The following is a 14620-nucleotide window of genomic DNA, read 5'->3' as shown; positions in this document are numbered from 1 at the left end:
CACGGAGGGCCGCGGCCTCCGGCGGGCGGGAGCGGATGGGGATCTGGCGGTATGGCGAGGCGTCGTGGCGACGACGGACACGTGACGGAACGGTTGGCGAACGGGGTGGGGGTCGAGATGGGGGAGCTACGCGGCACGCACGTGCCGGTGCTGCTCGAGCGGTGTCTCGAGCTGCTGGCCCCCGCACTGGGCCGGCCCGGTCGCACCGTGCACGTCGACGCCACGCTCGGCCTGGCCGGGCACGCCGAGGCGGTGCTCTCGGCGCATCCGGACACGGTGCTGATCGGCCTGGACCGGGACACCGAGGCGCTCGCCCACGCGCGGGTCCGCCTGGCCCGGTTCGCCGACCGGATCCACCTGGAGCACGCCGTCTACGACGAGCTGCCCGAGGTGCTCGACCGGCTCGGTTACCCGGCGATCGACGGGGTGCTGTTCGACCTCGGCGTCTCGTCCCTGCAACTGGACGCGCCCGACCGCGGGTTCGCGTACGCGCAGGACGCGCCGCTGGACATGCGGATGGACCAGACCCGGGGGGTGACCGCCGAAGAGGTCGTAAACACCTACTCCCACCCGGACCTGGCCCGCCTGCTGCGGGTGTACGGCGAGGAGAAGTTCGCCGGGAAGATCGCCTCGGCGATCATCCGGGAACGGGAGCGCGACCGGATCACGTCCTCGGCCCGGCTGGCCGAGCTGGTCCGGGACGCCATTCCGGCACCGGCCCGACGAACCGGTGGACACCCGGCAAAGAGAACGTTTCAGGCTTTACGGATCGAGGTAAACAGAGAACTGGCAGCGCTGGAGACGGCGCTGCCGGCTGCTCTGGACAAGCTCACCGTGGGCGGCCGCATGGTGGTCCTGTCCTACCACTCGCTGGAGGACCGGCTCACCAAGCAGGCGCTCGCCGATCGGGTCCGCAGTAAGGGCCCGATCGACCTCCCGGTCGAACTGCCCGGGTCGGGCCCGACGTTCCGGCTGTTGAGCCGGGGCGCCGAGCTGCCCGGGGAGGCGGAGGTGGCCGCGAACCCGCGTGCCGCCTCGGTGCGGCTGCGGGCCGCGGAACGGCTCGACCCGGAGGCGGCCCGGCAGGGGCGTACCGACCGCGAACGGTACCGCCGCCGGGTGAAGGCGATGCACCAACCGGGGACGGGGTCACCGGGGTCCGGCGAGGACCCGCGGTCGGCCCCGGGGGACGCGAACGGGACGGACGAGGAGGGGGAGGGGACATGAACGTCGAGAAGCGCGACGGCCGGGGAGCCGTCGGGCAGCGCGCACCGCGGTCGGGGGGCCGGACCGCGGCGCAGCGCACCACGCGGGACACGACCGCGACCGACCGCCGGGAGCAGGCTCGCGCCCGGGGGGCGCGCGAGTTTCCGACGCAGGGCAGCGCCGCGCTGCGGCCGGCCGAGCGTACCCGGGTCACCGGTGCGCCCGCGCCGCGTCTGCGGGTCGCCCCGCCGGCGCCGATCCGGGTGCCGCGGGCGCCGTTCGTCGCGCTGATCCTGGTGCTGGTGGTCGGCGGGGTGCTGGGCATCCTGGCGGTCAACACCAAGATCAACGAGAACGCGTTCAAGCTGGAGAAGCTGCAGCAGCAGCAGGCCAAGCTGGACGTGGACGAGCAGGAGCTGAAGAAGGAGATCGCCGAGCAGAAGGCGCCCGGCAACCTGACCGCCAACGCCCGGCGGCTCGGCCTGGTCGAGTCCGAGGACCCGGCCTACATCCGGCTGCCGGACGGCCAGACCATCGGGGTGCCGCACCCCGCGCAGGGCGCCCCGTCGGTCACCAGCCGGCAGGGCAACGGAGGCTGAGCGATGCCGCCGAGATCGGATGATCCGCGCCGGGACGCCAATGGCTCCCGGCGCGGATCGTCGCGGGGGTCGGAGCCGCGCGAGCCGGGCCTCGGCGGGATCTCCGACGCCCGGGCGTACACCCCGCGCGGGCGGACCGTGCGCGAGGGCGGCGGCGCCGAGCAACGGCGTACCCCCCGGAGCAACCGGTCCGGCGACCCGTTCCGGCCCGCGTTGCAGGTGCTCGACGGCGGCCGCGCCGGCCGGGCCGGCACGCGTGAGCCCGCCACCGACGGCGCCCGGTCCGGCCGCCGGTCCACCGCCGCGGGCGGCCGGGCCGGCGTGGTGCGGACCGTCTCGTCCCGGCCGGTCCGGGAACCGTTCGACGACGACGAGGACGCGCCGCCGCCGCGCCGCCGGTCCCAGCCGCGCCGCCCGGCCGCGCAACCCCGCCGGCCGGTACGCAAGCCGCGCCGGCCGCCGCGACTGGGCGACCCGCGCCGGCGGCTGCGGCTCGGCACCGTGCTGGCGCTGGCGCTGTTCGCCAGCATCGGCGTGCGGCTGGTCTACCTCCAGACCGTGGACACCCCGGCGTACGCCGACGGCGGCCTGCCCAACCGGCTCGCCGTGGTCGAGCTGCCGGCCCCGCGCGGGGCGATCCTCGACCGCGGCGGCGAGCCGCTGGCGCACAGCGTCGAGGCCCGGTACGTGTTCGCCGACCCGACCCGGGTCAAGGACCGGTTCGCCACCGCGCGCCTGCTCTCCCCGCTGCTCGGCGTGCCCGTGTCCGACCTGGCCGAGAAGATGCGCAAGCGCACCCTGCCCGGCACCGACACCCCGTTGCAGTTCGTCTACCTGGCCCGCGGCGTGGAGATCGGCACCGCGAAGAAGATCATGGCGCTCGACCTGGCCGGCATCAACGTGCACCGCGACGAGCGGCGCGAGGTGCCCGGCGGTGACCTGGCCGCCAACCTGATCGGCTTCGTCAGCCAGGACATGAACGGCCTGGAAGGGCTGGAGGCCAAGTACGACGACGTGCTGCGCGGGCAGGCCGGCAAGCGGACCTACGAGGTGGGCCTCGGTGACCTGGCCGCGCCCATCCCGGGCGGCTACAGCCGCACCACCCAGCCGCAGCCGGGCAGCTCGCTCAAGCTCACCGTCGACCGGGACCTCCAGTTCATGACGCAACGCATCCTGGCGAAGCAGACGGCCAAGGTGAAGGGCAGCGTCGGCGCCGCGGTGATCATCGAGGTGCCGAGCGGCGAGGTGCTGGCGCAGGCCAGCCAGCCGACGTACGACGCGGCCAACCCCACCAAGGTCGGCTCCCCGGCGGACCGGGACGACGCGGCCACCACGTTCGTGGTCGACCCCGGCTCGATCCACAAGGCGATCACCTACGGCGCGGCGCTCCAGGAGGGCGTGATCACGCCGGACACCAGGTTCCCGGTCTCGGACACGATCGTCCGGGGCGGCGTCACCTTCCGCGACACCCACCCGGCCGGCGGCCGCACCATGAGCATCCCCGGCATGCTCGCCTTCTCGTCGAACGTCGGCACCATCGAGATCGCCGAGGAGCTGGGCAAGGACCGGCTGTTCGACTACCAGAAGCGGTTCGGGCTGGGCGCGGCGACCGGTGAGGGCATGCCCGGCGAGGCGTCCGGCCGGCTGCTCCCGCCGGACCAGTGGAGCGGCTCGGCGTACGGGTCGGTGCCGATCGGGCACAGCGTGGACGCCACGCCGCTGCAGATGGCCGCCGCGTACGCCACCATCGCCAACAACGGCACGTACGTGCAGCCGCACCTGGTCAAGGAGACCATCGGCGCGGATGGCAAGCGCAGCCCCGCCGCGGCGCCCACCACCCGATCGGTGCTCAGCCCGGCCAACGCGGCGGCACTGCGTCAGATGATGGAGGCGGTCACCACTGTCGACGGCCCGGACGGCCCGGCGACCGGGCTGGCCGCGGCCGTGCCCGGCTACCGGGTGGCCGGCAAGACCGGCACCGGGCTGCGCTACGACGGCGGCAAGCAGCAGCCCGGCGAGGTCGGCTCGTTCATCGGCATGGCCCCGGCGGAGAACCCCCGGTACGTCGTCGCGGTGTTCGTGTGGAGCCCCGGCGGCGGGGGCGGCGCGGTCGCCGCGCCCGCGTTCCGGGAGATGATGGGCTTCACTCTCCGCCACTACCGGGTGCCGCCGTCGCTCACCAACAAGTCCCCGAAGTTCGAGGTCTTTCCGCGCTGAGCGGGGACGGCGGGACATCATCGGTGAGTGGCGACGAACCACCGGGGCGGCTGTGCGGTCGGAACCGGACGACCGGGTAGGGTCTGACGCCGTGCCCGGCAATCCACGTCCCACAACCGTGCGTCCCGTACGGCTCGGCGACCTCGCCGCCCGCGTGGCGGCGACCCCGCCGGAGGAGGCCGACGAACCGGCCGTCACCGGCGTGACCCACGCCTCCCAGGAGGTACGCCCCGGCGACCTGTACGCCGCCCTGCCCGGCGCCCGGCGCCACGGCGCGGAGTTCGCCGCGGCCGCCGCCGAGGCGGGCGCGGTGGCCCTGCTGACCGACCCGGCCGGCGCGGCGCTCGCCGCCGGCACCGGCCTGCCCGTGCTCGTCGTCGACGACCCGCGCGACGCGCTCGGCGAGGTGGCCGCGACCGTCTACGGCGACCCGACCGCCGGCCTGACCGTGATCGGGGTGACCGGCACCGCCGGCAAGACCTCCACCAGCTACCTGGTCGAGTCGGGGCTGCGCGCCGCCGGGCACGTCACCGGCCTGATCGGCACCGTGGAGACCCGCCTCGGCGACCTGGTGATCGACAGCGTCCGGACCACCCCGGAGGCCACCGACCTGCACGCCATGCTCGCGGTGGCCCGCGAGCACGGGGTGGACACGGTGGTCATGGAGGTGTCCAGCCACGCCCTCGCCATGGGCCGGGTCGGCGGCGTCCGGTTCGACGTCGGCGGCTACACCAACTTCGGCTCCGACCACCTGGACTTCCACGCCGACGAGGCGGACTACTTCGCGGCCAAGGCCAAGCTGTTCGACGGCCGCTGCCGGGTCGAGGTGCTCAACCACGACGACCCGGCGCTGCGCCCGCTGTACAAGCCGGGCACCGTCACCTACTCGGCGGCCGGTGACCCGGACGCCACCTGGTGGGCCGAGGGCATCGACGGCGAGGGGTACGCGCAGCGGTTCACGCTGCACGGCCCGGACGGGCTGACGCTGCCCACCGGCGTGGCGCTGCCCGGCCGGCACAACGTGGCGAACGCGCTGCTGGCGGTCGCCCTGCTGGTCGCCGCCGGGGTGGACCCGGAGACCGCGGCGCGCGGCGTGGCCGCCTGCGGTGGCGTGCCCGGCCGGCTGGAACTGGTCAGCGGCGACGCCCCGGTACGCGGGGTGGTCGACTACGCGCACAAGGCCAACGCGATCGAGGCGGTGCTCACCGCGCTGCGCGGCCTGACCGAGGGCCGGCTGATCTGCGTGCTGGGCGCCGGCGGCGACCGGGACCGGGGCAAGCGGCCGGTGATGGGCGGCGTGGCCGCGCGCGGCGCCGACGTGGTGCTGGTGACCGACGACAACCCGCGGACCGAGGACCCGGCCGCGATCCGGGCCGAGGTGCTGGCCGGCGCGTACGCCGCCGCGACCCCGGCCCGCGTCATCGAGGTGCCCGGGCGGCGGGCGGCGATCGAGGAGGCGGTCCGGGTGGCCGAACCGGGTGACGTGGTGGCGGTGCTTGGTAAGGGCCAGGAACGCGGCCAGGAGATCGGCGGCGAGGTGCTGCCGTTCGACGACCGGGTGGAGCTGGCGGCGGCGCTGCGCGCCCGCTTCGGTGACCTGGTGGGTCAGCGGTGATCCCGCTGACGCTGGCCGAGGTGGCCGCCGCCGTCGACGGCCGGCTCGTCGGCGCCGACCCGGACGCCCGGGTCACCGGCACCGTCGAGTTCGACTCCCGCAAGGTGAACCAGGGCGGGCTGTTCGTGGCCTTCCCCGGCGAGCGCGTGGACGGCCACGACTACGCGGCCGGCGCGATCTCGGCCGGCGCGGTGGCGGTGCTCGGCACCCGGGAGGTGCCGGGCGTGCCGATGGTGCTCGTCGGCGACGCGCTCGACGCGATGGGCCGGCTGGCCCGCGCGGTGGTGGACCGGCTGCCCGGGCTGACGGTGATCGGGCTGACCGGCTCGTCCGGCAAGACCACCACCAAGGACCTGATCGCCCAGCTCGCGGTCCGGCTCGGCCCGACGGTGGCGCCGCCCGGCTCGTTCAACAACGAACTGGGGCACCCGTACACGGCGTTGCAGGCCACCCCGGAGACCCGCTACCTGGTGATGGAGAAGGGCGCCCGCGGGGTCGGGCACGTCCGCTACCTGTGCGAGGTCGTGCCGCCGCGGATCTCCGTGGTGCTCAACGTCGGCGTGGCGCACCTGGGCGAGTTCGGCTCGGTGGAGACCATCGCGCTCGCCAAGGGCGAACTGGTCGAGGCGCTGCCCGACGACGGGCTGGCGGTGCTCAACGCCGACGACCCGCGGGTCGACGCGATGGCGTCGCGTACCCGCGCCCGGGTGGTGCGCTACGGCGAGTCGGAGCGCGCCGACGTGCGGGCCGTGGACGTGACTGTCGACGGCCGGGGACGACCCTCGTACACCCTGGTCACGCCGGAGGGCAGCGCGCCCGTGCGGCTCGGGCTCACCGGCCGGCACCAGGTCTCCAACTCGCTCGCCGCCGCGGCGGTCGGCCGGGAGCTGGGCCTGCCGCTGCCCGACCTGGCGGCGGCGCTGAACGAACTGGGCCTGGTCTCGACCCGCCGGATGGACGTCTTCGAGCGTCCCGACGGGGTGACCGTGATCGACGACTCGTACAACGCCAACCCGGCGTCCACCGGCGTGGCGCTGCGGGCGTTGGCCAGCATGCGCGGCGACGGGCGTACCGTCGCGGTGCTCGGCTACATGGCCGAGCTGGGTGACTTCGAACTTCAGGGGCATCAGCAGGTCGGCCGGCTCGCGGCCGAACTGGGAGTGGACCGGCTGCTCGTGGTGGGCGAGCCGGCGGCGCCGATCCACGAGGGCGCGACAGCGGTAGGTAATTGGGGAGGAGAGTCGGTGCTGCTCACCGATCAGGCGGCGGCCGTCGAGGTGCTGCGGAGCGAGCTGCGTCCAGGGGACGTGGTGCTGGTGAAGGGCTCCCGGTACCGGACCTGGGAGGTGGCCGACGCGTTGCGCGCGGACGCCCGTGAGGGTGCGACGGAGGGCGGCGCCGCATGAGGGCGGTCATCGTCGCCATCGGGGTCGCGTTCCTGATCTCGCTGTTCTGCACCCCGATCGCGATCAAGGTGTTCGCCCGGCTGAAGGCCGGCCAGCCGATCCGATCGAATCTCGGGCTCGCCAGCAACGAGGGCAAGAAGGGCACGCCGACGATGGGCGGCGTGGTCTTCATCCTGGCCACGGTCATCGCGTACGTCGCCGGGCACCTGGCCCTGACCACGCTGCCGGACGCGCAGATCGCCCAGGTCGAGCCGACCATCACGGCGCTGGTGCTGCTGGGGCTGATGGTGTTCTCCGGCGCGGTCGGCTTCATCGACGACTTCCTGAAGGTGCGCAAGCGGCACAGCGGCGGCCTCAACAAGCGGGGCAAGCTGGCCGGGCAGATCCTGGTCGGTGCCGTGTTCGGCGCGGTGGCCGTCTACTTCCCGTCCAGCATGACCGACGCCGGCGGCAACGCCACGAACACCGAGACGGTGGGCAGCACCACGCTGAGCTTCATCCGGGACATCCCGGCGCTGGAGATCGGCAAGATCGGCGCGGTGATCGTCATCATCATGGTGGTCATGGCGGCCACCAACGGCGTCAACCTCACCGACGGCCTGGACGGCCTGGCCACCGGCGCCTCGGTGATGGTGCTGGCGGCGTACGCGCTGATCGCGTTCTGGCAGTACCGGCACTGGTGCGCCGACCCGAACTACACCGAGTCGTACTGCTACGCCGTGCGCGACCCGCTGGAGATCGCGCTGATCGCCGGCGCGGCGGCCGGCGCCTGCGTGGGCTTCCTGTGGTGGAACACGTCCCCGGCGCGGATCTTCATGGGCGACACCGGCGCGCTCGGGCTGGGCGGCCTGATCGCCGGCATGGCGATGTCCACCCGCACCATCCTGCTGCTGCCGATCCTGGGCGGCCTCTTCGTGATCATCACGATGTCCGTGGTCATCCAGATCATCTCCTTCCGTACCACCGGCAAGCGCGTGTTCCGGATGTCGCCGTTGCAGCACCACTTCGAGCTGGCGGGCTGGAGCGAGGTCAACATCGTGGTCCGGTTCTGGATCATCGCCGGTATCGGTGTGGCCATCGCGCTGGGCCTGTTCTACAGCGAGTTCCTCGCCGCGGTCAGCTGACCGCACCACCGCGTCACGGCGGGGCTCCCGATTGTCACCGGAGCCCCGCCGTCTCACGTTCCGACACGCCGACCGGGCGGTTGCGCCACGGGCGGGCGGGCCGAACGGCCATGATGGGCCTGTGGGGGAGGGACGAGACATCCAGGTGACCAGCGACCCGCCGACCCGCCGTGCCCCGGCTGCCACGCCACCGGCCGACCCGCCGGCGGCGCGCTGGGATCCGGCCGGTGGCCTGGCCGCGCTGCGCGGCCTGCTGGCCCGGCCGCTGGCCTCGTACTACCTGCTGCTGTCCAGCGCCGGCCTGCTGCTGCTGATCGGCCTCACCATGGTCTTCTCCGCCACGAGCGTGAAGGACTTCGCCGAGGGCGGCGACGCGTCCGCGTCGCTGACCAAGCAGGCCGTGTTCGCGGTGATCGGCATCGGCGCGTTCTGGGCCTGCCAGCGGCTGCCCGCGCGCACGTTCCGGGCGGTCAGCCGCCCGGCGCTCGGCGTGGCGGTGGCGCTGCTGCTCACGCTCAACCTGCTCGTCGCGCTGAACTCGCTGTTCGGGGTGACCTCGATCGGGCCGCTGAAGGCCGAACTGCTGTGGCTCTCCCTCGGCCCGATCTCGCTGCAACCGGTCGAGGTGGCGAAGTTCGCGCTGGTGCTGTGGGCGGCGCACGTGCTGGCCCGCAAGGGCGCCGCGCTGGGCTGGTGGAAGGAACTGGCCACGCCGCTGTTCCCGGTGGTGGGCCTGCTGTTCGTGCTCGTCGGCTACAACGACCTGGGCAGCATGCTCTGCCTGCTGGCGCTGGTGGTCGGGATGCTCTGGGCGGCGGGCGTACGGGCCCGCGTCTTCGCCGCGCTGTCCACGATCGGCCTGGCCGGCGTCGGCCTGCTGGTGGCCGCCGCCTCCCTCGGCGCCGGCTCCGGCTCTAGGGACGCCGACAACTACCGGCTCGGCCGCCTCACCATGTGGCTCGACCCGCCGGACCCGAAGACCTGCTTCGAGCAGCAGCTCGACTACTGCTACCAGCTCGTGCAGGCCCGCTACGCGATCGGCAACGGCGGCTGGTTCGGCGTCGGCCTGGGCCAGAGCTCGCTGAAGTGGAACTACCTGCCCGAGGCGCACAACGACTTCATCTTCGCCATCGTCGCCGAGGAACTGGGCGTGGTCGGCTGCACAGTGGTGCTGACGCTGTTCGCCGTGCTCGCGTACACCGGCATGCGGATCGCCCGCCGGGTCGAGGACCCGTTCCGCCGGCTCGCCGCCGCCGGCGTGACCGCCTGGCTGGTCGGCCAGGCCGTCATCAACATCGGTGGCGTGACCGGCCTGCTGCCGCTGACCGGCGTACCGCTGCCGTTCATCTCCGACGGCGGCAGCGCCCTGGTGGTGACGCTCGCCGCCATCGGCATGCTCGCCTCGTTCGCCCGCGCCGAGCCGGATGCGGCGCGAGCGCTGCATGCCCGTCCGCCCGCCCGATGGGTCCGACTAGTGTGGGCCCCGTTGCCGCCGCTTCCCGGCCGGCGCCGCCGACCGGCGCCGCCCCCGGCCGACCGAGGGTCCGTGCCCCGGTCCCGTCAGCGGCGGCAGGACGACCAGGCCGCGCCGCGCGGCGCCCGGTCCGACCGGGCGCGCGCCGGCGCGGCGAGCGAGAGGAGACGCTGATGGGTCCGCTGCGTTCGGTGGTGCTCTGCGGAGGGGGTACGGGCGGGCACATCTACCCGCTGCTCGCCTTCGCCGACTGCCTGCGCCGACACGACCCGAGCGTCCGGATCACCTGTCTGGGCACACCCAAGGGGCTGGAGAACGAGCTGATCCCGCCGGCCGGCTACGACCTGCGGCAGATCCCGGCCTACCAGCTGCCCCGGTCGGTCAACATGAGCCTGGTGCGTACCCCGGACCGGATGTGGAAGGCGGCGCGCGCGGCGGGCAAGGTGATCGACGAGGTCCAGGCCGACGCCGTGGTCGGCTTCGGCGGGTACGTCTCGGTGCCGGGTTACCTGGCCGCGTGGCGGCGGGAGCTGCCCATCGTCATCCACGAGGTGAACGTGCCGCCGGGCGTGGCGAACCGGCTCGGGATGAAGTTCACCAAGAACGTCGCGGTGGGCTTCCCGCACCAGCCGGCCCAGGCCGAGGCGCTGCGCGACGCCCGGGTGGTCGGTGTGCCGCTGCGCCGGGGCATCGCCGGGCTGGACCGGGCCGCGCTGCGTGACGCCGCCCGCGCCCACTTCGGACTCCGTCCCGACCTGCCGGTGCTGTTCGTCGCCGGTGGTTCGCAGGGTGCCCGCTCGATCAACCTGGCCGTCTCCGGCGCGGCGAAGGAGCTGGCCCGCAACGGTGTGCAGGTGCTGCACGTCATCGGCGCCCGTAACGAGCCGGTCTCCGTGCCCACCGACCTGCCGGTGCCGTACGTCACGCTGCCGTACCTGTCCGAGATGGAGCTGGGCTACGCCGCGGCCGACCTGATGCTGGCCCGGGGCGGCGCGATGACCTGCGCCGAGGTGGCCGCGATCGGCCTGCCCACCGTCTACGTGCCGTACCCGCACAGCAACCAGGAGCAGAAGCGCAACGCGCTGCCGGTGGTGGAGGCGGGTGGCGGTCTGCTCGTCGACGACGCCGAGATGACCCCGGCCTGGGTGGAGCGGACGGTGATCCCGCTGATCCGCGACCCGCAGCGGCTGTACGCGATGGGCGCCGCCGCCGCCGGGTACGGCCGCCGCGACGGCGACGTGGCGCTGCTGAACTTCGTCTACGAGGCGGTGGCCCGCTGATGAGGGACACCGCGACGGGAAGGTACGTCTGATGAACACCGCGCAGTTCACGCCCGCCGGCACCATGACGGCGGAGGACCTGGGCCGGATCCACCTGATCGGGGTGGGCGGGGTCGGGATGGCCGGGCTGGCCCGGCTGTTCCTCACCCGGGGCCTGCCGGTCTCCGGCAGCGAGCTGCGGGAGTGGCCGTCGCTGGCCGGCCTGCGGGCGCTGGGCGGCACCATCCACTCCACCCACGAGGCGTCCAACCTCGACGGGGTGGACACGGTGGTCTACTCCTCGGCGATCCCGCAGGACCACCTGGAGATGGTCGAGGCGCGCCGGCGTGGGCTGCGGGTGCTGCACCGCTCCGAGGCGCTCGCCGCGGCGATGACCGGCCGCCGCACGGTGGCGGTGGCCGGCACCCACGGCAAGACGTCCACCACCTCGATGGTCACCATGGTGCTCCAGCAGGCCGGCACCGACCCGTCGTTCGTGATCGGCGGCGAGATCTCCGAGGTGGGTTCCGGCGCGCACCACGGCACCGGCGAGCACTTCGTGGTCGAGGCGGACGAGAGCGACCGCTCCTTCCTCATCTACCGCCCGTTCGTGTCGATCATCACGAACATCGAGGCGGACCACCTCAACACCTACGGCGACCTGGCCACCCTGGAGGCGGCGTTCGCCGAGTTCGCCCGGCTCACCGACCCGGCCGGCTTCGTCATCGCCTGCGCCGACGACGCGGGCGGGCGCCGGCTGGCCGAGACGCTGCGCGCCGAGGGCCGCCGGGTCTGGACGTACGGCGAGTCCGCCGACGCGGACCTGCGGATGAGCGAGGTCGTCTCGTCCGCGCACGGGGTGCGCTACCAGGCCGAGGTCGAGGGCCGGCCGCTGGGCGAGATCCGGCTGCCCGTACCGGGCCGGCACATGGCGCTCAACAGCGCCGCCGCGGTGCTCGCCGCGTACCTGCTGGAACTGCCGGTGGCCGCGGCGGAGGCCGCGCTCGGCGCGTTCCCCGGCGTGCGGCGGCGCTTCGAGCGCAAGGGCGCGGCGGACGGCGTGCTGGTCTACGACGAGTACGCCTACCACCCGACCTCGATGACGCTGGCGTTGCAGACGCTGCGCGAGGTGGCCGGGGACGGCCGGCTGATCGTGGTGTTCCAGCCGTACCGGCTCTACCGGACCCGGGACAACCAGGCGGAGATCGCCGCCGCGCTGGGCATCGCCGACGAGGTGGTGCTGCTGGAGGTCTTCGGCCCCGGTGAGACGCGCCGCCCCGGCGAGGGCTCGGCCGCGCTGATCCAGGAGGTGCCGCTGCCGGCCGAGCGGAAGGTGTTCGTCGAGTCGTGGGACGACGTGCCGGCCGAGGTGGCCCGGCGCGCGCGCACCGGCGACGTGGTGGTGACCATGGGCGCGCCGCCGATCTCGCTGATGGGTGACCAGTTGCTCGACGCCCTGCTCGCCCGCTCCGCCGAGGGCACGGGGCTCGGCGCCGGCGTCGACCCGGACGGCGCGGCGACCCCGGCCGGATGAGTCCCGGTCCGGCCCGCGGCCGTACCCCCGGACCGGACGGCGGCGCCGGGCGGCGCAGCCCGGCCCGGCGCTGGCAGCTCGTGCGGGCGAACGCGGACGCGGTGCCGCCGTCGACCCGCCGGTTCATGGCCCGGGCCCGGCAGCGGCGGATGCGCGCCGCGCTGCCGTGGGCGGTCGCCGCGGCGGTGCTCGCCGTCGCGGGCCTGGTGGCGTGGACGGTGCTGGGCACCGGCCTGTTCGGCGTCCGCGAGGTACGGGTGGTCGGCGCGCGGCTGGTCACGCCGGTGCAGATCCGCGACGCCGCGGCGGTGCCGGACAACGAGCCGCTGGCCCGGGTGGACCTGGACGCGACAGCGCGCAAGGTCGGCACGCTGCCGCCGGTGGCGAGCGCCACTGTGGAACGGGAGTGGCCGGGCACGCTGGTGATCCGGGTGCGGGAGCGCACCGCGGTGGCGGCGGTGCCGCAGGGCGACGGCTTCGTGGTGGTCGACGGTTCGGGCGTGGTCTTCCAGCGCCTGGACCGGGCGCCGGACGGGTTGCCGCAGGTCCGGGTGGCCCGGCCGGGCCCCGACGACCCGGGTACGCGGGCCGGGCTGGCGGTGCTGGCGGCGCTGGGGGAGAAGCTGCGCGCGGAGCTGGTAGCGGTGGACGTGGCCGGCCTGGCCCGGATCACGCTGCTGCTGCGCGGCGAGCGTCAGGTGTTCTGGGGTGACGCCTCCCGGGGCACCGACAAGTCGACAGTGGCGACCGCTCTGCTGAGCCGTAAGGCGGACCGGATCGACGTCAGCGCGCCGGACGTGGTCACGTTCGAGTGACCCGAGGCTCAGTGGGTAGGCGCTGTGTCCCCTGTCGCTCGGTCGGCGACACGCCGGAACAGGTCCTTGGCTCCTGGCGCGGCGGCGCATACGTTGCCCCGAAGAGATCAGTGGTTGACATAACTCTAAGCCTCTAGTAGAGGGTGAGGGTTCAGCCGTCGGAGGCCACGGGGGAGTGTCCGGCCGCTGATCCGGCCAAGCCGTGTGGGGTCGGCCCATGCCAATCTCGAAGGGAAAGGACCGGAGATGACACCTCCGCACAACTACCTGGCGGTCATCAAGGTCGTCGGCATCGGGGGCGGCGGCGTCAACGCCGTCAACCGGATGATCGAGGTTGGGCTCAAGGGCGTCGAGTTCATCGCGATCAACACCGACGCGCAGGCGTTGCTGATGAGCGACGCGGACGTCAAGCTCGACGTGGGCCGGGAGCTGACCCGGGGACTCGGCGCGGGCGCCAACCCGGACGTCGGCAAGAACGCCGCCGAGGACCACCGCGACGAGATCGAAGAGGTCCTCAAGGGCGCCGACATGGTGTTCGTCACCTGCGGCGAGGGCGGCGGCACCGGCACCGGCGGCGCGCCGGTCGTGGCGAACATCGCCCGCAAGCTCGGCGCGCTCACCATCGGTGTGGTCACCCGGCCGTTCTCGTTCGAGGGCAAGCGCCGGCAGGTCCAGGCCGAGGCGGGCATCGAGGAGCTGCGCAACCAGTGCGACACGCTCATCGTGATCCCGAACGACCGCCTGCTCGCGCTCGGCGACCGCAACATCTCCATGATGGACGCGTTCCGCACCGCCGACCAGGTGCTCCTCTCCGGTGTCCAGGGCATCACCGACCTGATCACCACGCCGGGTCTGATCAACCTGGACTTCGCCGACGTGAAGAGCGTGATGAGCGGCGCCGGCAGCGCGCTCATGGGCATCGGCAGCGCCCGGGGCGAGAACCGCGCCGTCGAGGCGGCCGAGGCGGCCATCTCCAGCCCGCTGCTGGAGCAGAGCATGGACGGCGCGCGCGGCGTACTGCTCTCCATCGCCGGTGGGTCGGACCTCGGCCTGTTCGAGATCAACGACGCGGCGCAGCTGGTCACCGACGCGGCCCACCCGGACGCGAACATCATCTTCGGCGCGGTCATCGACGACGCGCTCGGCGACGAGGTGCGGGTGACCGTGATCGCGGCGGGCTTCGACGGGGGCACGCCGGCGTACAAGGCGGTCGAGCCGCCGCGCAAGAGCAACCAGAACCCGCCGGCCCAGCCGAACGCTCCGGTGAGCCCGCCGGCCACCATGCCGGCGCCGCAGCAGCCGTCGCGCCGGGTGCTGTTCGACGACGTCGACGTGCCCGACTTCCTCAAGAACGGGTCCTGAGCCGCGCCG

The 14620-nt window shown here is 73.8% G+C and carries 11 protein-coding genes; all 11 read left to right on the top strand.

Translation table 11 applies throughout. The features are described 5' to 3' along the window. Positions 1–117: 117 nt before the first annotated feature. Positions 118–1227, top strand: coding sequence for a 16S rRNA (cytosine(1402)-N(4))-methyltransferase RsmH (rsmH, locus tag CLT75_RS15470; RefSeq protein ID WP_135244026.1), 1110 nt, complete (start codon positions 118–120; stop codon positions 1225–1227). Next, the gene (ftsL, locus tag CLT75_RS15465) at positions 1224–1805 is read left to right on the top strand and encodes a cell division protein FtsL (RefSeq protein ID WP_135241288.1); all 582 of its coding nucleotides are present in this window, start codon (positions 1224–1226) and stop codon (positions 1803–1805) included. The genes rsmH and ftsL overlap by 4 nt, the downstream gene beginning before the upstream one ends. 3 nt (positions 1806–1808) lie before the next feature. Beyond that, complete coding sequence (locus CLT75_RS15460) at positions 1809–4022, top strand: peptidoglycan D,D-transpeptidase FtsI family protein (protein ID WP_135241287.1); 2214 nt, start codon at positions 1809–1811, stop codon at positions 4020–4022. Positions 4023–4074: 52 nt separating this feature from the next. After that, entirely contained in the window at positions 4075–5637 is a 1563-nt protein-coding gene (locus CLT75_RS15455; RefSeq protein ID WP_209310330.1) for a UDP-N-acetylmuramoyl-L-alanyl-D-glutamate--2,6-diaminopimelate ligase, read from the top strand. After that, positions 5634–7043, top strand: a complete 1410-nt coding sequence (locus CLT75_RS15450; protein WP_135241285.1) for a UDP-N-acetylmuramoyl-tripeptide--D-alanyl-D-alanine ligase — start codon at positions 5634–5636, stop codon at positions 7041–7043. The genes CLT75_RS15455 and CLT75_RS15450 overlap by 4 nt, the downstream gene beginning before the upstream one ends. Continuing rightward, positions 7040–8167 (top strand): phospho-N-acetylmuramoyl-pentapeptide-transferase, encoded by a 1128-nt coding sequence (gene mraY / locus CLT75_RS15445; protein ID WP_091420798.1) that lies wholly within the window; start codon positions 7040–7042, stop codon positions 8165–8167. The genes CLT75_RS15450 and mraY overlap by 4 nt, the downstream gene beginning before the upstream one ends. Positions 8168–8399: 232 nt before the next feature. Continuing rightward, positions 8400–9815 carry an FtsW/RodA/SpoVE family cell cycle protein gene (locus CLT75_RS15440; protein WP_194801304.1) on the top strand — a complete coding sequence of 472 codons (1416 nt, stop codon included), beginning with the start codon at positions 8400–8402 and terminating at the stop codon, positions 9813–9815. Beyond that, the gene (gene murG, locus CLT75_RS15435) at positions 9815–10921 is read left to right on the top strand and encodes an undecaprenyldiphospho-muramoylpentapeptide beta-N-acetylglucosaminyltransferase (RefSeq protein ID WP_135241284.1); all 1107 of its coding nucleotides are present in this window, start codon (positions 9815–9817) and stop codon (positions 10919–10921) included. Before CLT75_RS15440 ends, murG begins: the two co-directional genes overlap by 1 nt. 31 nt (positions 10922–10952) lie before the next feature. Beyond that, on the top strand, positions 10953–12434 hold the full coding sequence (murC, locus tag CLT75_RS15430; protein WP_135241283.1) for a UDP-N-acetylmuramate--L-alanine ligase: 1482 nt from the start codon (positions 10953–10955) through the stop codon (positions 12432–12434). Beyond that, positions 12431–13249, top strand: coding sequence for a cell division protein FtsQ/DivIB (locus tag CLT75_RS15425; RefSeq protein WP_135241282.1), 819 nt, complete (start codon positions 12431–12433; stop codon positions 13247–13249). The genes murC and CLT75_RS15425 overlap by 4 nt, the downstream gene beginning before the upstream one ends. 246 nt (positions 13250–13495) lie before the next feature. Continuing rightward, positions 13496–14611, top strand: coding sequence for a cell division protein FtsZ (gene ftsZ, locus CLT75_RS15420; RefSeq protein WP_135241281.1), 1116 nt, complete (start codon positions 13496–13498; stop codon positions 14609–14611). The last annotated feature ends 9 nt before the right edge of the window (positions 14612–14620 follow it).

The sequence above is a fragment of the Micromonospora sp. CNZ285 genome (assembly GCF_004637285.1).
The sequence above is the reverse complement of the archived record's forward strand: the minus strand, read 5'-3'. Positions and strand labels throughout refer to the sequence as shown.

What these genes read in the sequence shown, in the direction of transcription:
- ftsZ (WP_135241281.1), top strand. Translation starts at nt 13,496, where the DNA reads ATGACACCTCCGCACAACTACCTGGCGGTCATCAAGGTCGTCGGCATC.
- CLT75_RS15460 (WP_135241287.1), top strand. Translation starts at nt 1,809, where the DNA reads ATGCCGCCGAGATCGGATGATCCGCGCCGGGACGCCAATGGCTCCCGG.
- mraY (WP_091420798.1), top strand. Translation starts at nt 7,040, where the DNA reads ATGAGGGCGGTCATCGTCGCCATCGGGGTCGCGTTCCTGATCTCGCTG.
- ftsL (WP_135241288.1), top strand. Translation starts at nt 1,224, where the DNA reads ATGAACGTCGAGAAGCGCGACGGCCGGGGAGCCGTCGGGCAGCGCGCA.
- murC (WP_135241283.1), top strand. Translation starts at nt 10,953, where the DNA reads ATGAACACCGCGCAGTTCACGCCCGCCGGCACCATGACGGCGGAGGAC.
- CLT75_RS15425 (WP_135241282.1), top strand. Translation starts at nt 12,431, where the DNA reads ATGAGTCCCGGTCCGGCCCGCGGCCGTACCCCCGGACCGGACGGCGGC.
- murG (WP_135241284.1), top strand. Translation starts at nt 9,815, where the DNA reads ATGGGTCCGCTGCGTTCGGTGGTGCTCTGCGGAGGGGGTACGGGCGGG.
- rsmH (WP_135244026.1), top strand. Translation starts at nt 118, where the DNA reads ATGGGGGAGCTACGCGGCACGCACGTGCCGGTGCTGCTCGAGCGGTGT.